Below are 24,265 nucleotides of genomic sequence, written 5' to 3'. Positions count from 1 at the left end.
TTTCAATATTGAATTGATTGAATAAATAAATTAATAAAGGTAATAAATTGTATATGAAATAAAACGAAAATACATTTTTAGTATATAGTTTTGTTGGGAATTATAGTATCTAATAGAAAAATTCACACCTGATCAATTGTTCATTCTGCTACAATAAGAGATATAGTCTATTTTTCATCTAAAAAACAACAATCCAATTGGATTTTTAAGATAGGAGCATTTCAATGATATCCGGGAAAGAAAGAGGAGAAATGACAGAGTTTGTCTACAATTTATTGAAAAAAATGATATTTGAATGGAGCCTAACACCTGGTCAAAAGATAAATATTAGCCATTTAACAAGGGAATTCAACGTAAGTGCAATCCCTTTAAGAGAGGCTTTATCTCGCCTTAGTTCCGAAAAGTTAGTGATTTTGGAACCAAATAAGGGGTATAGTGTGAGTGGGATTTTAGATGAGGAAAGCATTACAAAAATGTTGGAAGCTCGTATTTTATTAGAAACCCACGCCATTCGGAATATTATCCGTTCGAATAACTTAGGCGTAATTGAAGAATTGTCTGAACTGACAGAGCAAATGTTTTCCGTTTCAGGTTCGATCAATAAAAAAATACTTGATTTCACCCATTTAGATCAGGAATTTCATCGTTCGATTCTTAAGGCTGGCGAAAACTCTTTTCTGTTGGAAGCGTACGAGGGTATGCATTGCCATCTACATATAGGTCGTTTTTATCATATAAAAGGCGAACTGGACCAAAAGGATGCTCCGACCGAACACTTGGAAATTATCGAGGCCATACGCACAAGAGATGTTTACAAAGCCGAGCAAATCCTTACCAATCACATCCAAGACTCGACCAACCGCTTGTTAGGAAAACAGAACTAACTTCTCGATTTTGTTTATCATGATGCCGCCTTCAAACGATTGCCCTAACAATAAAAAAACGAGGAACCTATCAACGTCTCGGTTGATTTGGTTCCTCGTTTAAATTGGAAAGGCGGTGTTCATCATAAATGATCTTACAAAACACCCGCCATACCACCGTCAATATTCACAGAAGTACCAGTGACATAAGATGCGGCATCTGATACAAGGAAGGTAATCACTTTCGCTGCCTCGTCCGTATTTCCAATGCGTCCTAACGGAATTTGATGTTGTTTACTTGAATACTCTTCCCATGTTAGTTCAGGGTTCTCATTTTTCCATTTTTTCTCAATCTGTTCACTGCGAATTAAACCAATACACACGGTATTCACCCGAATATTATCTGGTCCAAGATCTTTACTCATTGCCTTTGTTAAAGCCATTCCCGCTGCTCTGCTCACTGAAGTGGGCAATGATGCTGCAGGGGGTCTTTCCAATAGCAGCTGTCACGTTGATGATTGCGCCCCACCCACTTTCCGCATAAATGGCACAGCATTTCGGGAACAACGAATGGCCCCGAACAGTTTCAAGTCAAGATCTTGCTGCCAAAGTTCCGTTCCTACTTCATCAAAGGGATGGGCTTGAGAAGTACCAGCATTATTAACCAAAATATCTAAACGTCCATATTTTTTAACTGTATCCGAAACGATTCTTTCACAATCCGCTTCCTTTGTAACATCTGCTTCTATAATTAATACTTCTCTACCTGTTTGTTCAAGGATATAGGCCGCTGCCTCTTCCAATCTCTTTTCATTTCTTGCACAAATCGTTACCTCCGCGCCTTCTTTCACTAAGTAAAGAGCTGTTTCCAAGCCAATTCCCCTACTTGAACCTGTAATGAGCGCGACTTTTCCTGTTAACCCTAATTCCATTGTAATCCCCCTTCTCTGAAAAGTAGAATTGTTCATCTAATCCTATTATAGCTTTTATCCTTGGCTTGTACGAGTTTGCAGGGCTGTTATACGGGACGGAACCGGGTTCTGTTCGTTCATCTATTCTTATTTTACCGCTTGGGCATGAGTTGCATGGATTGCAGCTGATTTACCGGCTAATTTACCAAATACAGATCCTGACATTAGCCCAGATCCGCCTGGGTAGTTTTCATAGAAAATGCCACCAATCATTTCACCAGCTGCGAAAAGGCCTTGGATTTTTTCACCATTTTTGTGTAAAACTTCACCATTCGGAGTCGTGGCTATACCACCAAACGCAAACGTAATCCCGCATGTTATTGGGTATGCATAAAACGGACCTTCACTAATTGTTTGTGCCCAGTTCGATTTGGGTAGTGTAATGCCTGTTGTTCCTTTGCCATCTTTAACAGAAGGGTTAAACTCCCCGTCTTGTACAGCTGCATTGTATTCTTCAATGGTTTGTAAAAACTGCTCTTTTTGGATATCAATTTTTAAAGCGAGTTCTTCCAACGTTGCCGCCTCAAAAACAGTAGCCTCGTCTAAATTATATTCTTCACGTACGATTGGTCGAACTTTTGCGTCAAAAACTTGGTACGCCATATTTTTTGGTTGTTTCAACACTTCTTTCCCGTATTTCGCATACGTGTAGTTACGGAAATCAGCGCCTTCATCAACGAAGCGGTACCCATCTACGTTGACCATTACGGTATACGGATAGGAGTGCTTCTTGAAGATATCCCCAGGTTTTTGGAAGTCACCAACTCGTGGTGCATTTGCATCTGTTCCGATTGCGTGACATCCGTCGTATTGACCAAACTTCTGTGCACCAACCAGAGCGGCCATATCGATCCCATCACCCGTGTTAAACTCTGTTCCACGGACTAATGCCGCACCCCATTCCTCACCTAAGGCCTCTACACGTTTCTTCTTGTCAGCCTCAAAACTTCCACAAGCAAGCACAACATTTTGGCAATCAATCGTTTTTGTACCCTCTTTTGTCTTTACCTCTATCCCTGTTACCCCGTTATTTTCCGTAAGGATCTTCGAAGCTGCAGCTTCATACCAAACATCAATCCCTAATTCTTCACAGCGATTGAATAAGCTTCGCATTAAGCCAATCCCTTTATCGACTGTTTTAATCGGAAGGCCTCCCAAAATTGAATTCTACCTTCTTTTTCAAAAGATTGATTGGCAAAGTTCAATTCGAATTCGACGCCATGGGATTTCATCCACTCAATCGTTGGGAGTGATTGCGTGACAAGTTGTTGAATCAGTTCTGGTTTACTTTGATTTTTTGAAACGCGCATAATATCATCGTAAAAGTCTTGAGGAGAATACTCCGGCATATCAATTTTATTGGTTGTTTCTTCATCTAACTCAATAAAGTTTCTCATCGCATCAAAGTTGCCATAGCCTACACGAATCGCACCATCCGTGAAGAATGAGTTCCCTCCACGTTTCTCACTTGGACCTTTTTCTAATACCAATACACGACTCCCTTGTTCCTTTGCAGAAATTGCAGCACATAAAGCTGCATTTCCAGCACCAACAATGATTACATCATACCTCGACATTGTACAGATCCCCTTTACTTCATTGATACATCAAGCATAGTTTACTTTTCGAAATAAATAAAATACAATAATTTCAAGGTTAGCTATAAATTTTTTTTATTTCAAAATAAATATCGGGGTGAAGATTTCAATGAATCTAAATGATTGTCGTCTCTTAGTCGATTTACGCAAAACCCAAAATATTACACATACAGCTGCAAATCTTTATATTTCCCAGCCAGCATTAACGTATCGTATTAAGCAATTAGAAAAAAAATATCAAGTTCCCTTATCGTCCGGGGCTCAAAAGGGATTGAATTTACAGAAGAAGGCAGGATTTTACATGAACACGCATTAACAATTCTCCAAAATGAAGAATTAGTTATGGAGAAACTTGCGAAAGTTTCTGGTGAAATAAGAGGAACGATTAAGATCGGTGCTTCAGGGCTCTTCTCCCTCTATAAACTGCCGAAAATACTTAATGCGTTTAACAATAAGTACCCTACGATCGATATTCAATTGAAAACGGGTTGGAGTAGAGATATTAAAGAGGCACTCACTCAAGAAGAAATTCATGTAGCTATTATTCGAGGAAATTATCTCATCAACTCAGAGAAATGCTTGTTAGATAAAGAGGAGTTATATGTTGTATCTAAAACTCCATTCACAAAGGCGGACATACCAACTTTGCAATGGATTACATATGAAACGGATTTATCATTAAGCCAAATGATCGATAAATGGTGGCGAACGAATTTTGACCAACCGATTAAACCATCAATCGAAACCGACCAGGCCGCAACATGCAAAGAAATGGTCAAGTTCGGGATGGGGATTGCCGTCCTACCTGCAACAAGCATTGAAGGCGAGGATCTATATAAAATTTCGCTTAATGCGTTTGGTGACGAAAATTATTTTCGGGAGACGATTTTATACTACAACAAGTACGTCCAAGACCTTCGCCATGTGAATTTGTTTATTAATTTTATTAAAGACTGGTACCCAACAAAAGCAGATTGAAAAAAATAATCGAGTGATTTTTTCCCACTATAAACAACAACCTATTTTTTTTTTTAAAAAACCCTTATCTTTATAAAAAATTGGGGAACAATAATTTTTATTAGAATTAGCCTCGAAAGGCGGTCTTATCTATTGTGGGTAAATTAAAGAAAGCCAAGTTATGGACAAACCAATACGTAATCATTATTTTATTGTCTTTAGTCATGTTCTCTGCTTTTTATATGATTACGGCAGGTTTCCCAATTTTTGTATCAACGGTTAGTAATAATCCAGCGATTGCAGGAATTATGACCACCACTCTCATGTTGGCCTCCCTCATTACGCGCTTCTTTGCAAGTGTCATTATCCAAAAAGTGAATATGAAATTGCTCCTTATTCTTTCCATCGTTTATTTTTTGGGAACCATCGCTCTGACATTTGTAAATCAGTCCATCGGATTTTTAATTTTCATTCGTGCATTACAAGGGATTGGATTTAGTATGCTTACGATTTTAGTTTTTACGATATCGAGTAATATTGTTCCAAAATCCCGGTTAGGTGAAGGTATTGTTTATTTCGCAATGTCTACAAGCGTTGGAACGACACTCGGGCCACTCATCGCTATTGCTTATCTTGCGAGGTTTTCATTCCAGTCGATGATGATGTTGACCCTGGGCCTTATGTCTTTTTCATTACTGTGCAGTTTTTTCACGAAAAATAATAAGGTTACACAGGACAAGGAAAGTTCTAAGGCGACAACTAAAGAACCGTTCTATAAGTACATGTACGATAAACGTGTCCTTCTTCCGTGTATTTTGGTGGCGTTGAATTATGTAGCCATTGCAGGAACTGTAAACTTTATCGGGGCGTTTGGTAAAGAGATTCATGTGGGTGGTCGTATTTCTCAGTTTTTTATCGCACAAGGGATTGCTATGGTAATCGTTCGTGCATTCTCAGGTAAAATCTTCGATCGATTCGGGCACCGGATTCTTATTATTCCTGCCGCTATTTCAGGGGCTGGCGGGTTGGTTCTTTTAGGGTTCTCTAAGAACATGTTGATGGTTATTATTTCAGGGGTATTGTTCGGAATCGCTTTTGCCATCATCCATCCAACACTCCAAGCTTGGGCGTTACAGCTTGTTCCAGAAGAGAAAAAGGCAACAGCCAATTCAATGCTTCTGATCTTTATTGACGCTGGTTTGGCTCTTGGATCAGTGGGACTTGGATTCTTAGCAAAAAGTGTCGGGTACGGCATGACCTTTAGTTATTCTGCAGTTACTATGATTATTATTTTGGTGTTGTATCTACTGGGGAGCAAGAAAACGGTAGCAATGGCAGCGAATAAGGAAAAGGTATCCTAACCGTTGAACGGATAGATCTTGTCATTCCACATATCCTACTCGTGTTTAGGAGGTGAAATGTAATGGCTAACCAGCAAAATGGGGAAAATGAACAAACTAAAAGTGTCGCGGAAAACATTAAGAATACAGCTGGATCTGCATTCGAAACAACAGGAATTATTGCATTGTATACTGTAGACGCTGCTAAAAACGCCGCAAAGAAATTAACAGGAAACATAAAAAACAATCAAGATAATCAATAATGTATATTAAACGCCATTTTCTGGCGTTTTTCTTTTTATGCATTGTGGTCAATTCCTCAATGCTGGATCAGTGGGACTTGGCTTCTTAGCGAAAAGCGTTGGGTACGGCATGACCTTTAGCTATTCTGCAGCTACAATGATTATTATTTTGGTGTTGTATCTTATGGGGAGCAAGAAAACGGTGGCAATGGCAGCGAATAAGGAAAAGGTATCCTAACCGTTGAACGATAGATCTTGTCATTCCACATATCCTACTCGTGTTTAGGAGGTGAAACGTAATGGCTAATTACAAAAATCAGAATGGTAAAAGTGTCGCAGAGGACGTGAAAAACACAGCTGGATCTGCATTTGAAACAGCTCACAATGCTTTAGAAACAACGGAAAACATTGCAATGAAGACTGTAGATGCAGCTACTGATGCCGCGAAGAAAGTTACCGAAAACATGAAAAACAAAACAAGGTAAATAATGATTATATTAAACGCCATCTTTTCTGGCGTTTTTTTGTGGAGTTAGGAACCGTCTCTTGTAAGACGGTCTTCCAAGGATTCGATTGCAAGTGTAAGTGCAGTTAAGCGACGCTCATTGAGCAGGAAAAACAGTTGGGATTTTAAAACAAGTTTATTTGCAGTATCTCCGAACGCCAAAACTTGATGTATGCTAATAAAGCATCCTATTCAGTTCCAGTTATAGGTATTTAGAATCATTTTAGATTATTCCCCATTCCTATTATCCTTTTCGCCTTTTCACATCTATATAGAGAGTGTAGGGGGAGATCATAATGATACACTACTTGAAAGAATACGCACGGTTCGCAACGATTGAAGAAATGGACGCTGCTGCCGAGCAGCATGTTATGCGCCATTGGGATGAAATGACGAAATCGGATCGCCAAGTTTTAGACACGATTCGCCGCTATTCAGTAAAATACGGGGCAGTACATTTGAAACATGCAACAATTGAAAGCATCATCGGGAAATCGAACGTGACAGTTAGACGCGCAATCCGCAAGCTGATTAGCCTTGGAATTATCGAGAAAGTCCACTACATACGCCCAGTTATGAGCGGTCTCGGCGCCAACATCTACATCATTTTACCTTTCGATGACCAGGCGAAATTGACCAATCCGGAAGATACCGACAAAGCCCATGACAACAAGGACGACGAGCAAATTCTCAGGGATGAAGCTCTTTCCTCTAAATCTATAAAATCTAAAGATCTTAACTACACGTCTCTACAAGAATCGTCAAAGTACTCCACAAGTCTGTTCAGTCGGATGAAAAACCTTCTTTCCGGCACAATTGGAGACGCAAAAAAAGCCCGTGAACTATTCGGAATCCACAAAGCCATTTCTGAAAGAATGTTAAAGTTTGAGATTTATAAAGACGATCGCCATGTATTTGAAGACCTCGCCTACCGTGCTTTGATGATTACAGTCATGGCAACGAAGAAGAAAGTAATCCGCAACTTGCCCGGTATTTTAAAGGTGTGCTTGATAAGTTGGTTGAAGAGACGTATTTCAAGGATATGTTCATGCTGTTTGATGTGCCTATTGAAGGGTTTCGACTTTGAAAGGAAGCTATGAATAAACCAGGCACCCGTGCAATTTGAAAATGTCCGTGTGCCACGACTATTTTTGGAAATCGAACTGACAAAATTCCTTGCTCGTCTTTTGGTTATTGTTTACTTTTATTCATTTGATAGTAAGCTTCAAAAAGATCTTCTACAGGAACATTATCTATTTTCATGCCAGTCAAATCACTCTTTTGTATTTCCACGTTCCTAAGATTACTGTTACAAAATTTACTACCTTCAAGATCACATCTTTCAAATGAGATTGGAATATTTTCATCTCCAAGATTTGTATCACTGAAACGAACCCCACCTAAAGTGACAAATATCATTTCACTGTTTGAAAGATTTAAATCGGCATAGAGTGAATTTCTTAAATTTATATTTTGGAACTTTGAGTGACTCAGATTACAATTGCTAATATGACTATTCATTAAGTTGCTGTTACTGAAAGAACTTCCTTCTAAATTCACATCATAATAATCCGTATTTGCCATTTCACAATTCACGTATTGGATACTTGAAATGTTTTTATTTTCAACTAAGCTTTCTTCTGTTGGGGTTCCTATTTTCTTTTGAAAACCATATTCATCTTCAGATTCAAAGGTTGTTCTATACCCCATCTTTTCATAAAAATAATGATTGTTAATTTGTTTACTTGATGTTTCAAGGTCCCAAGTCCTTACATAAGGAAATGCTTCCTCTATAAAATTTATCGCTTTAGAACCAATCCCTTTACCTTGGTAGTTAGGGTCAACGAAAATACGGTCTATCCTCCCAAAGCTCTTACCGGAAATCGTTATAATAATTCCGCCGATAACTTCATTATCATGCAAGACTTTAAAATACTCCAATTCTCTAATCATATACTTTGTCATTTCGTTAGAAGAATATCCTGGCGGGAGAATATTGTAATCACTTACAATATCTTTCTTTGGAAGCCACTTTCTCGCTTCTTCATCAAAAGTCTTTTTCATAATTTCTGTTAGTTTTTCAGCATCCGCAATGGTTGCTTTCTCAATTGTTATAAATGACATAAAGCATCCCCCTTAGTATTACCCCTTATTTTACCATATAGGTAAAATTGTGTCTGAATTATAAATAATAAGGAAATAGTGCCAGGTTCTAAAACAATTTAAAATTCAATAAGAACCTGGTACTTCTAATCAATTATCACAACATCTAAAAATCATATTCCAATTTCACGCATTTTTACTGTAACTTCTTCGACACGGTTTTCGATATTTTTCCCATCAAACTTCGGAAGTTTTAGCTCGCTTACGATCTTGCCGTCGCGCATAAACATAATGCGTTCGGTTCTTGCAGCTACTTTTGCGTCGTGAGTTACAAGCATAACTGCAGTACCTTCTGCGGTGATATCAGAAAAAATGTCCATAATCTCTTCTGCAGATTTAGAGTTAAGCGCACCAGTAGGCTCGTCACCGAAAATGATTTTAGGGTTGTTCATAATCGCTCGGCATATCCCAGCTCGTTGAAGCTGGCCTCCCGAAACCTGTGTAATATCACGATTTTCAAGCTCCGCAATCCCTACCCTTTTCATAAGATTTCTTGCCTTCTCTGAAATTTTTACAACATTTTTCTGTTGTCACGCATTGACGGAAGTATGATGTTATCGATTATATTTAAATTTTTCAACATAGTCGGTTGCTGAAAAACAAATCCTATTTTATTTCTACGTATATCTGACAGCTCATTCTCCGAAACCGCTGATAAATCCTCACCTTCAAAAAGAACCTTTCCACTAGTAACGCAATCCGTTCCACTTAGTGCAAACATCAACGTCGATTTCCCTGAGCCCGAAGGTCCCATAACCGAAACGAACTCACCCTCGTTTATTTCAACAGATACTCCATCGAGAACATTACGCTGTTCATCGCCCTCACCGAAAGACTTTACTATATGTTCACCGAAAATAATCTTATTCATATGCCTCCCCCTCCTACTCTTTAATATTTTCGGAAATCTTTATTTTTCCTGCGTTTGATATACCGATCATTGTTGCGATAAGAATCACGAAGATCATCAACAATGGACTAAGCACATACGCGGTAAGCGGATTGACCGTAAAGTTAAACGTCGATGCTCCAAATGAGGAGATCATCAAGCCTGCAAGCAGCTCACCAAGAGTGTTTGCGAGAAGTGTACCAAAGATTATCCCTATAAATAGCACGAAAACCGAACGAGATACATACTGCTTTTTAATATCCAAGTTTGTAAAACCGAGTGCTTTCTTGACAGCAATTGAATTTCTATCTCTTGCAACAAGCATTTTCATGAACAACAGTGTAACCAGCACCATAATAACTAGCGCAACGGCAACTGCGGCGTAGGAAGCCATTTCAACGGAACTTATTGTCGAACCAAAGGTCTGAGATACAAATTCATCAATGTTGGAAGTCTTTGCGAAATCAAATTTGTCCCCGTACTCTAATACCTTACTTTCAACAAGAGATTCATCTGAAAGTTCAACACAGACGATGGTCCACATAACTTTTGTCGAATCGTCGGAGAATACAGCCTTTGCGGTTTTTCCGCCGTTCGTAACATCGGAATATAGTCCGCTTACCGTGAGGTCCTTCTCCTTCCCACCAATCAACAGCGTTATGACATCGCCGACCTTCTTGTTCATTTCATCTGCATTTATAGCAGAAAGTGCGATTTCGTTTTCTGAAGCAGGAGCACTGCCCTCAGAATACTCTATTGGAAATACTGAATGATCACCAAGTTCAACTTTTATATTTTCCTCTATTCCGTTACCCATTTTCACTTTGAAAATCTTAGTTGTCATAACTGCATACTTTGAAACAGCACGATCGCCATCTATCGTCTTCACAATTTCATCGGTTCCCTCAGGTTTATTCGTTTGAATACGCAAATCGTAATTTCCGATTCCCATATATTGAATGAAGCTTTTTGAGGAAATCGTGTTGTACAGGTTCTGCGGAACAAGCATGATAAATGCTGACATTACAAGGACCACAAGCATTGTGGCGTATAGTTTTTTTCTTGCGAGAACATCTTTGATACCTAAAAAAACATTCGTGCTAAACAATCTGTTTTTGACTAAGGTAAAACGCTTTGCCCCTATTTTCTTGTCCTGGGAAGTGCCAAAGCGTATAGCTTCTGCGGCAGAAATTTTCCGAAAACGTTTCAGCACACCATTGACATAGCCAGTAATTGAAAGGAAAACGAGTAGTATACCGATAATTCCTAAAGCCATAGCATAAGAAGAGTTTTCGCTTTCCCCATATATAGGCGTATATTTTCAAGAAGCACGCTTTGGAACATAAGTGAAAGAATAAACCCGATAATACTACCCACAGCCGCAATAACTGCATATTTTGCAAGATAAATCTTCTTTATGTCTGATAGGCGAAGCCCTATTGCTTTCATAACACCAATTTCACGGTAGTCGTCTTCAATTTTCGCAAGGAGCGTAAAACGTATGCTCATAAATGCGATGGTAACGACAAGTGCGCTAATCAGTAGGATCACTGCTACCATCATCCCATCTGAGATGGCGTTCATCATTTTAAAAAGCGTATATGTAACTGTTGGTCCGTTTGCTTCAAGTCCTGCGGAAGCATAAGCTGCTTCAAATTCGCCAATCACCGAAAAGTTCTTTAATCTAAACTCTATTAGATATTCGATACTTCCAAATTCCGCTATTTCTATGAAATCATCGTCGCTTACAAGAAATCGCTTTGACGCGGAGAGTGAGGAATTCATAGTCGAATCACGGAGAAATCCCGCGACAGTAAATTCCTTCCCGCTTATTATTGCCTTATCACCGATCTTTGTCGTGTTGTCCTTCAAATACGCTACAGGAACATAAAGTTCGCCGCCGGATACGTTATTGATGATGTTGCCATTAAGATCAAGGAGATAATCGAATTTCTCGTTTTGTACGCTAAGGCCGTTATCCTGAACACTATTCGCAAGTGAATTATCGCCGAAAATAAACTCAGCGCCTTCTATGCCTAGAAACTCAACTACCTGATATTCTTCGACGTTGCTATTTTGCTCTGCAAAAGATGCAAGTCGATCAGTATCAATTTCACCCAAATGCATCTGCATAAAATGCGGAGTTTTCGATTGGGTCATAAGTGTATCAAGCGCACCTGAAAGATTAACGATAAGAATAGCCGCCAACGATACAAGCATTGCCGCAACAGCAACAAATATCGTTGTTGTCAATGTAATGGCTTTGCTCTTTAAAATGTCATTACGAATTATTCTGCTATACATATGTCACCTCTGTATCTTAAGTTTTTACCCGTAAACTAATATAAACTTATCACTACAACAAAGATTTCTTATATGGCTCAAGTCTGAGATTTGGTACATCGTAAGAATGAAATTATCTATCAGTACAAGATAAATGCACTTCCCTTCAAAAACACATCAAATTAAAGACTCTGTTAAAGCACATAGTTTAACAGAGCCAAATTAAATAAGAGATGAATGTAATTCATAATTCGATTTTCACTTTAGACGAAATGCTTTCTCCGGGCACGGTTTCAATCCGAATCTATTACAGAATATCATGTGTCACACCGCTAATTGTTAAGACCTTCTAAATCTTAATAATTCTTTCACAATGCCGGCATCACAATACATCAAAAAACCCTCAGTCGACTTTTCGACTGAAGGTACATCCGTCCATGATTAGCGTGTGTAGGAAAGGACTGCATTGTGGAAGTTGCAAAGTGCTTTTACTGCCTCAACTTTTGTAGCGTACTCAAAAATCCGGAAGCTTTTCTTTTCAATACACAAAACTGATAGAAAAACTAATGAAGAGAATATATAAAAGACATAACATATTTAAATAACTAATATGTTATGTCCTTCTCTCTTATATTTCAACTTCTTTTACCAATAAAGAATTATAGACTTTTTTATGTCGGAAGTAATCTATCGTACAATTTATAGCGAAAAACAATGTCATTATCCCTACTCCAAGAAAAGCAGATCTTTCGTAAATAGTATATAGAACAATTAACACAGCGAACATGAAACTACTTATGATTATGTAAACAAGCGAGGACGACATTCTCCGTTTTTCACGTTCTCTATATGAGTCCTGGTCAGAAAAAAATATCGCTTTGCGGGTTTGAAGAGGTTGTATAAAATATATGCTTAGAATACCAACTGTTTTTTGAAAGCAAAGTCCAACCGGCATCTGTAAAAATGCCTTTGTACTCCTCGTACTCGCCCTTTTTCAACTCGCGATAATCAATTTTGTAAGTTATATTTTTATGCTCCTCATATTGTATTCGTTCGAAAACATATTGACAGTCATCCATATCCTCTGAATCATAACTTTTCAGTATCCAACCTTCGTTTAACATACTTTGCAACCATAGTTCTTCCTTAGAAAAATTAGAAAACCGTTTTGTCACTTTTTTTACCGTATTATTTTTCGCCATTTTCAATCCCCCTCTGTATGATTTTTTTTGATAGATCAATCATTCGAATATATCTCTCGTATTCCGAATGAAGTACATCTTTTCCTTGTTCCGTAATACAATAGGTTTTCTTCTTACGTTGTTCCTTCTCAACTGCTAATGTTTTGATCAGCCCTTGCTTCTCTAAATTTTTTAATACTCCATAAAGAGTCCCTGGTGCAATAATATAGTTCCCTTCACTCGCATCTTCAATTTCTTTAATGACACCATAGCCATGTAGTGGTTCTTTATAAAGGGCTAATAAAATTAAATACGTAGATTCTGATAGTGGATTTATAGAAGATACCTCCCTTGATGTATCGACTCACGATATATCGATACTCATAATTTATACTATAATATATCGACTGTCAATACATTGATGCTCGATAATATTAAATTGCACAAAAAAGAGGAACTATGCACTCATACCGAACATAGTTCCCCTTCTATTTTTATGTTTACGATGCAGTTAATAATGCGCGACGCCTTCCCTTTACCATTTTTAGATCACTCACGCATACAAAAATCTGCTTCAATACGTTCTTTCCAATTTTCTTCTATTTTACTATGTTCCCGTAAGGAACTGATTGTTTCACTGATCACATCATAGTTCAACTGTGTTCCATCACTGTCTGCATAATAATTCGTAGCCCTATCCTCTTCAATTCCGAAGAGATTTGCAGTTGCAATCGCGTCAATGTTAGCACCTAAAAATAAAAACTCCCATCCGAATTTATTCTTTTGATGCTCAATCATGTTACGTACTTTTTCATAGTTGAATTCCCGACTGGCATTTTCCATGCCATCCGTCGTAATGACGAACAGTATATTTTCCGCACGTTCTTCTTCTGCGGCAAGTTTCTGTGCATTGCTTATTTGTAAGATCGTTTTTCCGACTGCATCCAAAAGCGCAGTCGTCCCTCTTACAAAATACTCATCATCCGTCATCGGTTCAACCGTACGAAGGTTAACGCGATCATGTAGTATTTCATAGCTGTCATCAAAAAGGACAGTCGTAATCACAGCTTCCCCCTGTCCCTTTTTCTGTTTTTGCAGCATGGCATTATAACCACCGATTGTATCGGCCTCCAGACCACTCATTGAGCCGCTTCTATCTAAAATAAAAATTAGTTCAGTTAACCCTTTTTTCATATCGTTTTCCTCCCAAAATTGTTTATAGGGGAAGAATAACATTCAAAAAAGGGCATCAGGTCGCCTGCAAAGCGACACTTTTATACGCCTATCAGGTTTTGCTCAAAAGCGAACAACGCTTCATTGATCTCAAAAAGATTATAATTCTCTTCTCTGATGAAATACTCGATGATCAGGTCGAACTTGCTACTTGGCGAAAGAGCGAATCCCGCCGCTAACAATAAATCCTTCGCTTCATCTAAATTCAATTGCAAGGCGATCGCAAACGCAATTGCAGTCACTTTACTCGGTCGATAGTGGATATCATTACGGATTTTCGAAAAAAGTCTCCGATCCACATTCGCCTGTTTATAGATTTGCGCATCTGTCATCCCTTTTTCATCAATCCAACGGAGTAACCTTTGGGAAAACGTTTCATCCACTTGTCTCACAACATCTTCCAAGCTTCGGCTTTCCTCTCGAACAGTTGACTCCATTTGAAACAGTTCAGATTCAATTTCAAGTTGATGAAACACCAATTCGTCGACATAGTTATCATCGATAAATTCAGAGATGGATGACAGCAGTTTCTCCGACAGCGCCATGAAAAGTCCTCCTCTTGGTACACAAGATAAAAAGCCATCTACGACGAATTCTTCAAAATCGATTAGATGGCTTATTTCTTAATTATTTTCCCTTATTGTTCGGGTTTACGAATGACGAGTACATCACATTTTGCAGTGCGTACAATGTTTTCAGAGACACTGCCCATTACAAAACGTTCAACTGCATTTAGTCCCGTCGCACCACAGATGATTAGATCTGCATTCAGCTTGTTCGGGAGGTCTTTTGCAATCATTGCTTTTGGTGAGCCGTACTCGACAATTACATTGACGCTTTGCACACCAGCTTGTACTGCTTCCGCTTTGTAGTTATTCAGCATTTCTCCCGCATATTTATGAGCGCTTTCAGCTGCAGCACGGTCATACGTCTCAACAGAAGAATGTGATCGTGTATCGACGATATTGACTACATTCAACGTGGCATCATTTCGTTCTGCAATGGCCATTGCCTTTTTGAAAGCCCATTCCGACTCTTTTGATCCATCGACTGCGACGATTATTTGTTTATAAGTTAGTGTCATAGATTTCACTCCATTCATACTTTACTACTTCGACAGTTAAGGAGCATTTCCTCCGCCAATACCCCTTATATTTTGACATGTTTATGACAACCCTTGAGAACGGGTTTTATCCTAGGCAGCAATTTCACTTCAAACTTTCCAAATCACTCACTAACAGCTTTTTACTGTCTTCATCAATCATTTTCTCTGCACATTCATAGGCTAAATCTTTATAACTCTGGCTCTCCTCATTTCGCCCTAAGACGTTGCAAGCTCTTGCCGCAGCCTCATATCCGTATCCAATATAAAAAGGAGCAAGACTCGCCTCTTCACTCACAGCTATACAGCGTTTCGCATAATTCAACGCATTTTCTCCTTGCCCTACCACTGCATATACACGTGAAAGTTGCCAATATCCGATAGAGAGATTCGTCTCAGTACATTCTTCTGCTTGTGTCCAATGCCAGAAAGAACTATGACAAAGGTGAATCATCTGCTCTTTTTCCTCAGGTGTCCGTACTTCCTTCTCAAGAAGATCCCACACTTGATTAAAACAAGTTGCGGCTACTTGTTTATGGGATAAGGTTGGTGCTTCAGTTTCTTTCATAATAGCTCTACCTCACTTTAGTTAATGAACACTTTTCGAGCCTTTATCACAACCATTTTATCATAGTGAGATAAATATGAACATTTCACACAAAGAGTTCTTGCGACTAACCAACCTACTATTGCTCTAAGCAACCCGTTTTTCCATAAAAAAAAACACCACCCCTTCGACTTTTCGGTCGAAGGGGTAGTGTTGAAGTACTTTATATCCTAAAATTTTCAATCAAGGACTTAGTTGCCTGCGATATTTAGACACCAAGTGAAATTTTCCCAAGCGGAATACCAACCGGTGAAAATCTCGTGCGAATCATCCCAACGAACCTCAAATTTCTTATGGCCATCTATCTCAACCAAATACAACGCGAGGGTATTATCCACCTTAGAAATCGCTATTAACATGCCGTTTTGACGTTCTTCCTCAGTAAACGGTACATCTGAAACCGAACGCACTTGTCCTAGTTCAAATACTTGCTTGTTGCTGATTCTATAATTCATAATTAGCCTCCAATAAATCATTTATTCATTATATCAGTTCATCCTTCTTCTGCAAATCATAAAAGTACAGAAGTATATTACAAATACCTTTTCCTCTTTTGGTATTGAATTAGTTATAATAGAGATAGTAGAAAGAAGGTGCAAAACGATGCATCCCCAAGTAACGAGGAATGTCCGCTATGCGGAAAAACTAACAACTGTTGTAACGGAAAAGATAAATCGCTCGGCATTTGTTGGTGTAGCCAAGAAACCTTTCCAAATGGAATTTTCGAACTGATTCCTGAAAATGATATCCGTGTGAAATGCATTTGCAAAGAATGTCTGAATCGATATAAAAGCGGTACCCTTCAATAAGGTGTCAGGCAGCCGAACTTAATAGTAACACACAAAAGGGCAATAATAAGGATGAATTTTTTTTGTACTAACAGCATTATACAGGAGGACTACAAATGAATAATAATGATATATTAATTCGATTACGATATGCTTTGGATTTTAGTAATACCGAGATGGTAGATATTTTTAAACTTGGTGGCATTGAAGTGTCAAAAGAAGATGTACTTATGCTGCTTACAAAATCAAATGAAGATGAAGCTGAAAATGAATTGCAAATGAAGTGTACGAATCAAATGTTGGATTCTTTTTTAAATGGCCTTATTATCTATAAAAGAGGCAAACAAGAGCCAAAACCGGGACAACCCCAAGCTCCATCAGCATCTATCATGACGAATGAAAATGTTAATAACTTCCTACTAAAGAAAGTGAAAATAGCACTCGCGTTAACAAGTGAGGATATGCTTGAGATTTTAGAAGATGCAGGGATCACAATATCCAAAGGCGAACTAAGCGCCGTATTGAGAAAAGAAGGGCATAAGAATTATAAACCGTGCCTGGATCGATACGCGAGGAACTTCTTAAAAGGACTGGCTATAAAATATCGGAACTAATGTAAAGTGCCTGATACTAATGCAATTTAATTGCGTTTGTACCAGGCATTTTTATGGTAATAATAGGTTCCCTACAACTTTATTTTTTTCTAATAGCTGCTTCATTTTATAATCCGCACTTAGCAGAACTTGTTTTATTTGTTTAATCTGTTCTTCTTTTTCAACTATCTGTTTGTATTTATTCTCAAATACTATTTTTACTTTCTGAAGCTTTTGGATTTCTTCTTTGGTCAGTTCTTTATTTCGATCGGTATTTTGCGACAAGTCAAAAAGCAATTTAATTTCTTGAAGTGAAAACCCGGTTAGTTTTAGTTTACGGATTGTAGCAATTATTTCGATGTCTTGCTCGCTATACACTCGGTGTTTATTTATTATTTTTGGATGTAATAAATCTATTTTTTCGTAATAACGAATGGTATCTTTACTAAGGCCAGTGCATGCTGCAAATTCGCCGATTTTCATGGTTAATCACCCATTATTTTATAAATTTATAGACCAGTAAAACAAGTATACAATGGAAAAGGAATCGTACGATATGATGAGTGTACGTAAGCCGTCCATTTGATAGTACCCCTTGAACAACCGCCAATATTTGCAACAGGACAAATGCCAGAAGTAACAATACTAGCATCCAGTCTTTGTTTGGAATAAATAACATTCCAAGAATTCCGCTTGATACGACTATAAATAAGATTGATTGTACTTGAAAACCATTTTCTTTCAGTTGATGTATACCCGCTACCCCTGTTAATACAGCGTAAAACCCTATTAATCCATACGTGAAAATCTCCACTACTAACACTCCCCATCTTTTATTGTTACTCATACTTTAAAAGATGGAGTTTACTCCATGTCAACATCTAATAATAACAGCCTAAAAGGAAAGAAGAGACAACCAACCACCCTATCAATATTCGGTTGCACACAATCATTCTACCATAGCAAGATTAATAAGAACATTCTATGCAATTCATTTCAGATAAGGTAATAGGCACTGGACATAAAAACCCTTTTAAAAACTTTTTCAAAACTTTTTTCAAAAAAATACACGAAGAAAGTATCCTTTCCCTCATTTCAAGTCTATATAGTATGTGAAAGGAGGGGAAAGCAGATGGCGACAATCGAATTTAGACATGCAGTTGGAAAGGTGTATTTCGATGCTGGTATGACAGAGGATGGGAAATTGATCCGAAAATCGAAATCCTACCGTAACATCGCAGAAGGGGCGACGGCTGACAACCTATACATTGCCCTTACACAATTGGCACAGCTCTCCGAATATCCATTAATCGGAGCAGAAAGACAAGAAATAGCAGACATTATGAACTAAGTGGAAAGGCAAGAAACAGCAGACATTATGACTAAGTAGAAAGGGGTGATGAGGAATGGCGAAATCATTACAATTGAACTTCACGACTGCTGCGGGAAAACAGACATCCCTAACAGTGGACGAGCCAAAAGCTGGATTAACACCAGCTGAAGTAGAAGCAGCTATGCAGGAGATTATCGCTTCGCAAGTGTTTGAAGTGGATGGCTCTTTTCTTGCAACCGTAAGAGGCGCTCGCATTATTGGACGTACTGTAGAAGAACTTGTAAAAGCGTAATGAAAAGTGGCTCCCGGCCCCCTGGGGAGCCTTTTCATTACATTAAAAATGAAGGAGGCGGATTCAAAATGGAACAATGGTTAACTTTCATACAACAAATCGGATTTCCGATTTTTGTATCCTTTTATCTCTTGCACCGGCTTGAAACGAAACTCGAAGCCATACACAATGCGCTTGTTTCATTAAAGGTGAAGTAGTGGACGGTAGGTAATTTGGTTGTAATATCAAAAAAACTGCCCCATGAGAGGGGTATCTGCATATAATTGCTGACAATGAATAAACTAAAAAGGACCACCTATTGCGGATACAATAGACGGTCTCTAAAATCCAATAGCAGGTTCCATTCAACGGGATCAGCTAGTGGGATAAACTAATCCATCCGATATGAGCGGCCACTCAAGGATGGATTTTTTTATTGTGGAACGACAGGATTCACTTCAATTTACTCACTGTTTTTTCATTATTAAACCCTAACAAACACTCGATCATTTACCCTATTTCAAATATATAATACTGCTGTTATAGTTTCTTTCATCTAATTCTGTAACGGCAATTTTATTACCAGAAGGGCTCCATCGGATGTTAGCATTTCCGACATTCGCTGCAACTTGTACGGATTTATCAGTTACTACATCGTACAAATAGAGTCCGTTAGTGTCTACGCCGTTGATGTTAGATTTGAGTTGGTATGCGATCATCTGCTGGTTAGGAGACCAGGAAGCATCGGTCACTTCAGAACCCTCGGCGATTGTTCTTAAAACGTTTGCCTCGGCATCAGCAAGAAAAAGCCTTCTTGTGGATTCCGTTCCTTGGGTAATCAACATTTGCTTCCCATCGGGCGAGAGCGTGATTCCCTCCGCATTTTCCACCTTCAGATTCTTTTTTACTTTGGTCACGAGATCAAGCATATATAACTGGAAGGTGGGGCCATCAGTCGTTATATAATAGATTTTATCCTGTGTTTTTTTCACCGTGAACAATTGCTCCTCCTGCAGCTCGGCAATCTGAGTAAGATTCCTACTCGTATCAGCCAAATATGCACCACCGTAAAAGGAAGCACCGATTACATTTTGATCGTCAGTCCACTCGGCCGTATAAGCGATTCCAAGATTGTCCTCCGGCACGGTAGATTGTTCCACGGCGTTCATGCTCATCAGATAATAGGCGATATCTCCAATAGAGTATTCATAGTATAATAGGTGTTTTTTGTCGGGAGACAAAGTCGCCCCGCCGAGAAACATATTCTTTTGGGCTTTTACTGTTTTGTATTCTTTCGTATGCAGATTATAGAGGTATATGCTTTTAGGGTAGGATTCGGAATTCTCTAAGAGGCTCATTTTTTGAAGCTCTTCGTTTTCCTTTGAAAGGACAACAGTCTCTTCATTTAACCAATCAGTAATTTCCATTCCCTCATATTTATCGATTTTTTCAATGGAAATTGAGGGTAGGTCGGTATCAGTGGATTTGTTTCCATTAACAGTAATGCTTTCACTCGGCACTACGTTCACTGGACTATTTTCTTCCTGCCGCATGCTGCAAGCAGTAAGAGTCGATAAGACGAGCGCAGCTAATACTAAAATTTTCAACTTTTTTATGTGGATCATCCCCTTGTCTTTACTCAATCAAAAATAGCCTTCATTACAAAGTTAATTCCTTTTTCCAAGTTAACTCATTGCCTTGATCATCTTTAAATAGAAATACAACCTGGCCTTCCTGGCCCTCCATATAATCCGGATAGATGAAGCCGGAATATTGTCCGTTCCCACTAATGTAAAATCCAAATTCCCCATTAGCTCCGTTTTCAATGGCATCTTGAACCGAATCTGCAATAATAGTATGCGGGGTAATCCACTGCATTTCGGCTAGAGCGAACCCTTCTGGGACCTGTTTCACTACGAAATCAAAACTATATCCCTCCATCGGTTTTGGGGTCTGATCGATAATAATTAATATTTCATCGTCGTCGGTACTTGCTGAATCATCATCCAATGTGGTGCTGTCGTCTTGAGTACTTTCAACTGGCTGTGCGTTAACTGTATCTGTTGCGCCAGTTTGTGATTTTCCTGCACAACCGCTTATCATTAGCAGCGCGCATAGAACTGAAATGATATAGATAATCTTCTTGTTATTCATGTTGTTCTCCTCCGCTTTCATTTAAGGTAAAAGAAAATGCAACGCCTTGATAGGTATTCTCCACACCAAACTCGCTATCATGAAGTTCAAGGATATGTTTGACGATCGCGAGTCCTAAACCGGTTCCTCCAGATCTACGACCCGGGAATCTTCAACCCGGTAGAAATGGTCCCATAACCGGCTCAAATCGTTCTCTGTAATGGCTGGTCCAGTGTTCTCGATTATTATGACTACCTCTTTAGTAGATGTCCTCTCGATACGAATGGTCACGACACTGTTCTCCTCTGCATGTCGAATGGCATTACTCAATAAGTTCAGAACAACCTGTTCAATCCTTCTTGCATCTACGTTTACGAAAAGTTCTTCTTCTTTGTAAAGCTTGTATTTAAGGTTCTTGCTCTCCAACTGATGAGATAACGAATCAACTACATGTTGAATAAGGTTTGTTATGGATACGCTTCTTAATTTTAATTGAATGACCTTGGCCTCGAATTTGGAAAGCTCCAGCATATCCATGATTAACGCATTCATCCGATCGGTTTCATTCACAATGTGGCTCAGGTAGCGGTCTCTTTTGTCGTCAGCCACCCCGTCTTGCAACCCTTCCGCGAAACCTTTCACAATGCCTAAAGGGGTTTTCAATTCATGGGAGATGTTAGCAGTCAACTCTTTACGAAGTTGCTCGGATCGCTGTTTTTCTTCTATTTCCGCATGTAGTTTACCATTACTATCGGTAAGCTCTTTCAAGGTCATTTTTAAGTTCTGAGACAACGCAATTAGATTACGCGATAGCTCACCGAATTCATCTTTCGAATGGATCTCGGGCTCCACGGCAAAGTCTAACTTGGCAAGACGTGCTGCGGCGCGGTTTAGCGTTACTAACGGACGTGATACAATTCTGGAATAAATGAAAGACAGAATAATGATGAGCACGAGAATGATTGGCGTCAAATAAACAAAATACTGCATGAGTATCTCGACTGCTTCTCCGACTGGCTGCAGGGAAGTCATGACAAATAAATAACGATCATCATTTTTATTTCCTTTTAGTGATTGAATGAGAACAGCGTATTGTACACCGCTCCAATTATCTATCCATTCCACCTGAACAGGCGAACCGTTCTGCAAACGAGACTCATATTGTTCCAAATTCGGAATCAAGTCCCGGAGCGCTTCATAGATAAGTGCATCCTGATGGAGAGGGTTATACGAGCGTTTCTCAGGAAGCAATAGATCCGTTATCTTCCCCTCAACTCGGGTCAACCCTTGACCAAGGTCTTCGGTTTCCTGCTGTATGGCAATAAGTTGCATGATGGAATCATTTTCATCCATGAAGATCCCATCGACCACAAGTGTTTCACCGATTTGAATCCCATTCGGAATAGCATCTAACGTCATCGCAGGGATCAGAATTGTAACGGCCTGACTGTCTGTTTGCAACTCTAAAAAATAAGGATCTATGTTTATCTGTTCAAACTGATTATTTAAGATTGAAGTACTTGCATCATTTTCATTCATAAATGTACCGAGCAAGCTTGAAATCTGATTTTTATTGGAATCAACCTGTTTGTATTGCTCTGCAAAGTGGTTCATGTTCTCTTCAATTGTATGGATCTTGGACATTCGGTAAAACCGCTCGAAAAACAAGCCTTCTGCAAACATTACAAAGGAAAAAACAATCATAATCAGAATAGACGTTACAACGAAAAGTTTAAGGACAACGCCATGCCTTCTCATCCTTCTATCTCGAACTTATAGCCCGCGCGAATGACAGTGCGTATATATCGGCCTTCGTCCCCAAGTTTGGCTCTTAACTTTTTGATGTGGGTGTCTACTGTCCGCAAGTCTCCAAAATAATCGTACCCCCATACCGAGTCTAAAATATATTCACGGGGCAAAACCTTACCGTTGTGCTTGATGAGAAAGAGGAGCAAATCGTATTCCTTCGGCGACAGAGAAATCGTATTTCCCGACACGGAAACTGTATGAGCCAATTTGTTCACCGTTAGATTCCCACATGTAAACAGCTCTCCTTCACGCCCGGTTGTTCCTTCCGTTCTTTTCATCAATGCGGTAGCACGAGCTACTAATACCCTCGGACTAAAGGGCTTCGTCACATATTCATCGGCACCAAGCTCGAACCCCATCAAATGATCATCGTCTTCCACTCTTGCCGTGATGATAATAATAGGTATGCTGGATTTCTCTCGAATGCGCCTGCATACCGACCACCCATCCATTTCTGGCATCATGATGTCTAGAACAATTAGGTCTATCGAATTTTGTTCGAAAATCTCAAGCGCGAGTTTTCCGTTCTCCGCTTCGTACACTTCCCATTGTTCCTTTTTAAAATAATCCGTTATAAACTCACGCATAAGCATGTCATCTTCGACTAACAATATCCTTCGTTTCATGGCCGCACGCTCCACATCTATCACATTATCTACTGATTTTTTGTGCCTTTCCTAATAAGCTCAAAATAGGTGCCACCACCGGTTATAATTAATGTATTATCATCTTTTATGAAGAATGTAGCAACATGGCCATTTGAATCTGAAACATTAATTTCTGTAATAGGTGCTTTAATTCCTAAAAGATCAAAAGGGATACGATTTTGTTCTACGAAATCACTTTCTGAAATAATCGTTTCGGTGTAAATAGGATTGATAGCCACCTTTTCTATGGCTGAGGGTTGATCTCCAAAATAACTTGCTTTAATAGCTGTAAAGATTAAAGTTTTCCCTATTAAACTCTCTGCATCTTCACGACTATATGTGCCTATTCCATAAGCTTGCACCTGATTAATAATCCATTCACCAAAGTATGGCTCTGAAGCACCTTGATCAGGCTCAGTGACAACATTAGGATTAACTACCTCTTTAGGTTCAGTATCATTTTTTGCTTCGTCGTTTGTCGCAAAACTGCATCCAGTTAAGCCGATTATACCAATAAAAACCATTCCTATTATTGACAATAAGGTACTCTTCTTATTTTTTATCTTATTCATTATTATCTCCTACTAAAATTGTTTTAACTGAGTAAAATACAAATCACTAATTGGAGCTACTATGATTTTTGTTCCTTCCTCCTCGTCTATCTAATTTCAAGTTAGAGACTTAAATAGACTGAGTCCATATCTCGACTAACTACGCTTCTAAATTTAGTATAAAGTACGCCTGTGTACATCGTGTG

General features: G+C 38.9%; 31 protein-coding genes and 4 pseudogenes. 14 read left to right on the top strand and 21 right to left on the bottom strand.

Features of this window, described 5'->3' with window-relative positions:
• The first annotated feature begins 224 nt into the window (after positions 1-224).
• Positions 225-884, top strand: a complete 660-nt coding sequence (locus QNH10_RS09210; protein ID WP_283734360.1) for a GntR family transcriptional regulator — start codon at positions 225-227, stop codon at positions 882-884.
• Between the two features lie 134 nt (positions 885-1,018).
• Here QNH10_RS09210 and QNH10_RS09205 read toward each other — a convergent pair.
• Positions 1,019-1,795, bottom strand: a pseudogene (locus QNH10_RS09205) (SDR family NAD(P)-dependent oxidoreductase).
• A gap of 126 nt (positions 1,796-1,921) precedes the next feature.
• Positions 1,922-3,411: pseudogene (gene tcuA / locus QNH10_RS09200) on the bottom strand (FAD-dependent tricarballylate dehydrogenase TcuA).
• A gap of 130 nt (positions 3,412-3,541) precedes the next feature.
• Here tcuA and QNH10_RS09195 point away from each other — a divergent pair.
• The 6 genes from QNH10_RS09195 to QNH10_RS09170 all read left to right on the top strand — a co-directional run bounded on the left by QNH10_RS09195 (position 3,542) and on the right by QNH10_RS09170 (position 6,456).
• A complete protein-coding gene (locus QNH10_RS09195) occupies positions 3,542-3,748 on the top strand; it encodes a helix-turn-helix domain-containing protein (protein ID WP_283734359.1) in 207 nt (68 codons plus the stop codon).
• Positions 3,749-3,774: 26 nt separating this feature from the next.
• On the top strand, positions 3,775-4,410 hold the full coding sequence (locus QNH10_RS09190; protein ID WP_283734358.1) for a LysR family transcriptional regulator substrate-binding protein: 636 nt from the start codon (positions 3,775-3,777) through the stop codon (positions 4,408-4,410).
• 134 nt (positions 4,411-4,544) lie between these two features.
• Positions 4,545-5,750, top strand: coding sequence for an MFS transporter (locus QNH10_RS09185; RefSeq protein ID WP_283734357.1), 1,206 nt, complete (start codon positions 4,545-4,547; stop codon positions 5,748-5,750).
• 62 nt (positions 5,751-5,812) lie between these two features.
• Complete coding sequence (locus QNH10_RS09180) at positions 5,813-5,992, top strand: hypothetical protein (protein WP_283734356.1); 180 nt, start codon at positions 5,813-5,815, stop codon at positions 5,990-5,992.
• A gap of 37 nt (positions 5,993-6,029) precedes the next feature.
• Entirely contained in the window at positions 6,030-6,209 is a 180-nt protein-coding gene (locus QNH10_RS09175) for a hypothetical protein (RefSeq protein WP_283734355.1), read from the top strand.
• Positions 6,210-6,270: 61 nt separating this feature from the next.
• Entirely contained in the window at positions 6,271-6,456 is a 186-nt protein-coding gene (locus QNH10_RS09170) for a hypothetical protein (RefSeq protein WP_283734354.1), read from the top strand.
• A 47-nt stretch (positions 6,457-6,503) separates the two neighbouring features.
• Here QNH10_RS09170 and QNH10_RS09165 read toward each other — a convergent pair whose 3' ends face one another.
• Positions 6,504-6,638, bottom strand: coding sequence for a hypothetical protein (locus QNH10_RS09165; protein ID WP_283734353.1), 135 nt, complete (start codon positions 6,636-6,638; stop codon positions 6,504-6,506).
• A 134-nt stretch (positions 6,639-6,772) separates the two neighbouring features.
• Here QNH10_RS09165 and QNH10_RS09160 point away from each other — a divergent pair, with 134 nt between their 5' ends.
• On the top strand, positions 6,773-7,576 hold the full coding sequence (locus QNH10_RS09160; protein WP_283734352.1) for a helix-turn-helix domain-containing protein: 804 nt from the start codon (positions 6,773-6,775) through the stop codon (positions 7,574-7,576).
• Between the two features lie 91 nt (positions 7,577-7,667).
• Here QNH10_RS09160 and QNH10_RS09155 read toward each other — a convergent pair whose 3' ends face one another.
• The 10 genes and pseudogenes from QNH10_RS09155 to QNH10_RS09115 all read right to left on the bottom strand — a co-directional run bounded on the left by QNH10_RS09155 (position 7,668) and on the right by QNH10_RS09115 (position 16,389).
• On the bottom strand, positions 7,668-8,600 hold the full coding sequence (locus tag QNH10_RS09155; RefSeq protein WP_283734351.1) for a GNAT family N-acetyltransferase: 933 nt from the start codon (positions 8,598-8,600) through the stop codon (positions 7,668-7,670).
• Between the two features lie 152 nt (positions 8,601-8,752).
• A pseudogene (locus QNH10_RS09150) lies at positions 8,753-9,510 on the bottom strand (ABC transporter ATP-binding protein).
• A 13-nt stretch (positions 9,511-9,523) separates the two neighbouring features.
• Positions 9,524-11,832, bottom strand: a pseudogene (locus tag QNH10_RS09145) (ABC transporter permease).
• Between the two features lie 839 nt (positions 11,833-12,671).
• Entirely contained in the window at positions 12,672-13,013 is a 342-nt protein-coding gene (locus QNH10_RS09140; RefSeq protein WP_283734350.1) for a DUF2812 domain-containing protein, read from the bottom strand.
• Entirely contained in the window at positions 13,000-13,245 is a 246-nt protein-coding gene (locus QNH10_RS21120) for a PadR family transcriptional regulator (RefSeq protein ID WP_430541115.1), read from the bottom strand. Before QNH10_RS21120 ends, QNH10_RS09140 begins: the two co-directional genes overlap by 14 nt.
• Positions 13,246-13,541: 296 nt before the next feature.
• Positions 13,542-14,186 carry a vWA domain-containing protein gene (locus tag QNH10_RS09135; protein WP_283734349.1) on the bottom strand — a complete coding sequence of 215 codons (645 nt, stop codon included), beginning with the start codon at positions 14,184-14,186 and terminating at the stop codon, positions 13,542-13,544.
• A gap of 80 nt (positions 14,187-14,266) precedes the next feature.
• Positions 14,267-14,770: a hypothetical protein gene (locus QNH10_RS09130; protein ID WP_283734348.1), complete on the bottom strand. Its 504-nt coding sequence runs from the start codon at positions 14,768-14,770 to the stop codon at positions 14,267-14,269.
• A 92-nt stretch (positions 14,771-14,862) separates the two neighbouring features.
• On the bottom strand, positions 14,863-15,309 hold the full coding sequence (locus tag QNH10_RS09125; RefSeq protein ID WP_283734347.1) for a universal stress protein: 447 nt from the start codon (positions 15,307-15,309) through the stop codon (positions 14,863-14,865).
• 124 nt (positions 15,310-15,433) lie between these two features.
• Positions 15,434-15,895: a hypothetical protein gene (locus tag QNH10_RS09120; RefSeq protein ID WP_283734346.1), complete on the bottom strand. Its 462-nt coding sequence runs from the start codon at positions 15,893-15,895 to the stop codon at positions 15,434-15,436.
• Positions 15,896-16,125: 230 nt separating this feature from the next.
• Positions 16,126-16,389 carry a hypothetical protein gene (locus tag QNH10_RS09115; protein WP_283734345.1) on the bottom strand — a complete coding sequence of 88 codons (264 nt, stop codon included), beginning with the start codon at positions 16,387-16,389 and terminating at the stop codon, positions 16,126-16,128.
• Between the two features lie 148 nt (positions 16,390-16,537).
• On the opposite strand from QNH10_RS09115, the gene QNH10_RS09110 reads away from it, so the two are divergent.
• The 3 genes from QNH10_RS09110 (at position 16,538) to QNH10_RS09100 (ending at position 17,336) form a co-directional block, all read left to right on the top strand.
• A complete protein-coding gene (locus tag QNH10_RS09110) occupies positions 16,538-16,666 on the top strand; it encodes a hypothetical protein (protein WP_283734719.1) in 129 nt (42 codons plus the stop codon).
• Positions 16,618-16,743 (top strand): cysteine-rich CWC family protein, encoded by a 126-nt coding sequence (locus tag QNH10_RS09105; RefSeq protein ID WP_283734603.1) that lies wholly within the window; start codon positions 16,618-16,620, stop codon positions 16,741-16,743. The genes QNH10_RS09110 and QNH10_RS09105 overlap by 49 nt, the downstream gene beginning before the upstream one ends.
• A 95-nt stretch (positions 16,744-16,838) precedes the next feature.
• A complete protein-coding gene (locus QNH10_RS09100; protein ID WP_283734344.1) occupies positions 16,839-17,336 on the top strand; it encodes a YehS family protein in 498 nt (165 codons plus the stop codon).
• A 51-nt stretch (positions 17,337-17,387) separates the two neighbouring features.
• On the opposite strand, the gene QNH10_RS09095 is transcribed toward QNH10_RS09100, so the two are convergent.
• Positions 17,388-17,798: a helix-turn-helix domain-containing protein gene (locus tag QNH10_RS09095; RefSeq protein WP_283734343.1), complete on the bottom strand. Its 411-nt coding sequence runs from the start codon at positions 17,796-17,798 to the stop codon at positions 17,388-17,390.
• 13 nt (positions 17,799-17,811) lie between these two features.
• A complete protein-coding gene (locus QNH10_RS09090) occupies positions 17,812-18,129 on the bottom strand; it encodes a hypothetical protein (protein WP_283734342.1) in 318 nt (105 codons plus the stop codon).
• 318 nt (positions 18,130-18,447) lie between these two features.
• Between QNH10_RS09090 and QNH10_RS09085 the strand changes: the two genes are divergently transcribed.
• The 3 genes from QNH10_RS09085 to QNH10_RS09075 all read left to right on the top strand — a co-directional run bounded on the left by QNH10_RS09085 (position 18,448) and on the right by QNH10_RS09075 (position 19,137).
• Positions 18,448-18,666 (top strand): DUF1659 domain-containing protein, encoded by a 219-nt coding sequence (locus QNH10_RS09085; protein WP_283734341.1) that lies wholly within the window; start codon positions 18,448-18,450, stop codon positions 18,664-18,666.
• Positions 18,667-18,721: 55 nt separating this feature from the next.
• Positions 18,722-18,940: a DUF2922 domain-containing protein gene (locus QNH10_RS09080; protein ID WP_283734340.1), complete on the top strand. Its 219-nt coding sequence runs from the start codon at positions 18,722-18,724 to the stop codon at positions 18,938-18,940.
• Between the two features lie 68 nt (positions 18,941-19,008).
• Positions 19,009-19,137 carry a YvrJ family protein gene (locus tag QNH10_RS09075; RefSeq protein WP_283732055.1) on the top strand — a complete coding sequence of 43 codons (129 nt, stop codon included), beginning with the start codon at positions 19,009-19,011 and terminating at the stop codon, positions 19,135-19,137.
• A 297-nt stretch (positions 19,138-19,434) separates the two neighbouring features.
• Here QNH10_RS09075 and QNH10_RS09070 read toward each other — a convergent pair whose 3' ends face one another.
• The 6 genes from QNH10_RS09070 to QNH10_RS09050 are packed head-to-tail and all read right to left on the bottom strand — an operon-like array spanning position 19,435 to position 24,080.
• The gene (locus QNH10_RS09070; RefSeq protein WP_283734339.1) at positions 19,435-20,562 is read right to left on the bottom strand and encodes a TolB family protein; all 1,128 of its coding nucleotides are present in this window, start codon (positions 20,560-20,562) and stop codon (positions 19,435-19,437) included.
• A gap of 16 nt (positions 20,563-20,578) precedes the next feature.
• Positions 20,579-21,073 carry a hypothetical protein gene (locus QNH10_RS09065; protein ID WP_283734338.1) on the bottom strand — a complete coding sequence of 165 codons (495 nt, stop codon included), beginning with the start codon at positions 21,071-21,073 and terminating at the stop codon, positions 20,579-20,581.
• The gene (locus QNH10_RS20575; RefSeq protein WP_347178050.1) at positions 21,066-21,167 is read right to left on the bottom strand and encodes a hypothetical protein; all 102 of its coding nucleotides are present in this window, start codon (positions 21,165-21,167) and stop codon (positions 21,066-21,068) included. Before QNH10_RS20575 ends, QNH10_RS09065 begins: the two co-directional genes overlap by 8 nt.
• A 20-nt stretch (positions 21,168-21,187) precedes the next feature.
• A complete protein-coding gene (locus QNH10_RS09060) occupies positions 21,188-22,810 on the bottom strand; it encodes a sensor histidine kinase (RefSeq protein WP_283734337.1) in 1,623 nt (540 codons plus the stop codon).
• Positions 22,807-23,487: a response regulator transcription factor gene (locus tag QNH10_RS09055; RefSeq protein WP_283734336.1), complete on the bottom strand. Its 681-nt coding sequence runs from the start codon at positions 23,485-23,487 to the stop codon at positions 22,807-22,809. Before QNH10_RS09055 ends, QNH10_RS09060 begins: the two co-directional genes overlap by 4 nt.
• A gap of 29 nt (positions 23,488-23,516) precedes the next feature.
• A complete protein-coding gene (locus QNH10_RS09050) occupies positions 23,517-24,080 on the bottom strand; it encodes a hypothetical protein (protein ID WP_283734335.1) in 564 nt (187 codons plus the stop codon).
• Between the last annotated feature and the right edge of the window lie 185 nt (positions 24,081-24,265).

Origin of the sequence: Sporosarcina thermotolerans (genome assembly GCF_030067815.1) — a bacterium.
Taxonomy (GTDB): Bacteria; Bacillota; Bacilli; order Bacillales_A; family Planococcaceae; genus Sporosarcina; species Sporosarcina thermotolerans.
This window is presented reverse-complemented; position numbering and strand designations above follow the sequence as displayed.

Bases quoted from the DNA above. Each gene is read 5' to 3' on its own strand.
- QNH10_RS09210 (WP_283734360.1), top strand. From the start codon at position 225: ATGATATCCGGGAAAGAAAGAGGAGAAATGACAGAGTTTGTCTACAAT.
- QNH10_RS09195 (WP_283734359.1), top strand. From the start codon at position 3,542: ATGAATCTAAATGATTGTCGTCTCTTAGTCGATTTACGCAAAACCCAA.
- QNH10_RS09190 (WP_283734358.1), top strand. From the start codon at position 3,775: ATGGAGAAACTTGCGAAAGTTTCTGGTGAAATAAGAGGAACGATTAAG.
- QNH10_RS09180 (WP_283734356.1), top strand. From the start codon at position 5,813: ATGGCTAACCAGCAAAATGGGGAAAATGAACAAACTAAAAGTGTCGCG.
- QNH10_RS09175 (WP_283734355.1), top strand. From the start codon at position 6,030: ATGCATTGTGGTCAATTCCTCAATGCTGGATCAGTGGGACTTGGCTTC.
- QNH10_RS09170 (WP_283734354.1), top strand. From the start codon at position 6,271: ATGGCTAATTACAAAAATCAGAATGGTAAAAGTGTCGCAGAGGACGTG.
- QNH10_RS09160 (WP_283734352.1), top strand. From the start codon at position 6,773: ATGATACACTACTTGAAAGAATACGCACGGTTCGCAACGATTGAAGAA.
- QNH10_RS09155 (WP_283734351.1), bottom strand. From the start codon at position 8,600: ATGTCATTTATAACAATTGAGAAAGCAACCATTGCGGATGCTGAAAAA.
- QNH10_RS09140 (WP_283734350.1), bottom strand. From the start codon at position 13,013: ATGGCGAAAAATAATACGGTAAAAAAAGTGACAAAACGGTTTTCTAAT.
- QNH10_RS09135 (WP_283734349.1), bottom strand. From the start codon at position 14,186: ATGAAAAAAGGGTTAACTGAACTAATTTTTATTTTAGATAGAAGCGGC.
- QNH10_RS09130 (WP_283734348.1), bottom strand. From the start codon at position 14,770: ATGGCGCTGTCGGAGAAACTGCTGTCATCCATCTCTGAATTTATCGAT.
- QNH10_RS09125 (WP_283734347.1), bottom strand. From the start codon at position 15,309: ATGACACTAACTTATAAACAAATAATCGTCGCAGTCGATGGATCAAAA.
- QNH10_RS09120 (WP_283734346.1), bottom strand. From the start codon at position 15,895: ATGAAAGAAACTGAAGCACCAACCTTATCCCATAAACAAGTAGCCGCA.
- QNH10_RS09115 (WP_283734345.1), bottom strand. From the start codon at position 16,389: ATGAATTATAGAATCAGCAACAAGCAAGTATTTGAACTAGGACAAGTG.
- QNH10_RS09110 (WP_283734719.1), top strand. From the start codon at position 16,538: ATGCATCCCCAAGTAACGAGGAATGTCCGCTATGCGGAAAAACTAACA.
- QNH10_RS09100 (WP_283734344.1), top strand. From the start codon at position 16,839: ATGAATAATAATGATATATTAATTCGATTACGATATGCTTTGGATTTT.
- QNH10_RS09095 (WP_283734343.1), bottom strand. From the start codon at position 17,798: ATGAAAATCGGCGAATTTGCAGCATGCACTGGCCTTAGTAAAGATACC.
- QNH10_RS09085 (WP_283734341.1), top strand. From the start codon at position 18,448: ATGGCGACAATCGAATTTAGACATGCAGTTGGAAAGGTGTATTTCGAT.
- QNH10_RS09080 (WP_283734340.1), top strand. From the start codon at position 18,722: ATGGCGAAATCATTACAATTGAACTTCACGACTGCTGCGGGAAAACAG.
- QNH10_RS09075 (WP_283732055.1), top strand. From the start codon at position 19,009: ATGGAACAATGGTTAACTTTCATACAACAAATCGGATTTCCGATTTTT.
- QNH10_RS09065 (WP_283734338.1), bottom strand. From the start codon at position 21,073: ATGAATAACAAGAAGATTATCTATATCATTTCAGTTCTATGCGCGCTG.
- QNH10_RS09060 (WP_283734337.1), bottom strand. From the start codon at position 22,810: ATGAGAAGGCATGGCGTTGTCCTTAAACTTTTCGTTGTAACGTCTATT.
- QNH10_RS09055 (WP_283734336.1), bottom strand. From the start codon at position 23,487: ATGAAACGAAGGATATTGTTAGTCGAAGATGACATGCTTATGCGTGAG.
- QNH10_RS09050 (WP_283734335.1), bottom strand. From the start codon at position 24,080: ATGAATAAGATAAAAAATAAGAAGAGTACCTTATTGTCAATAATAGGA.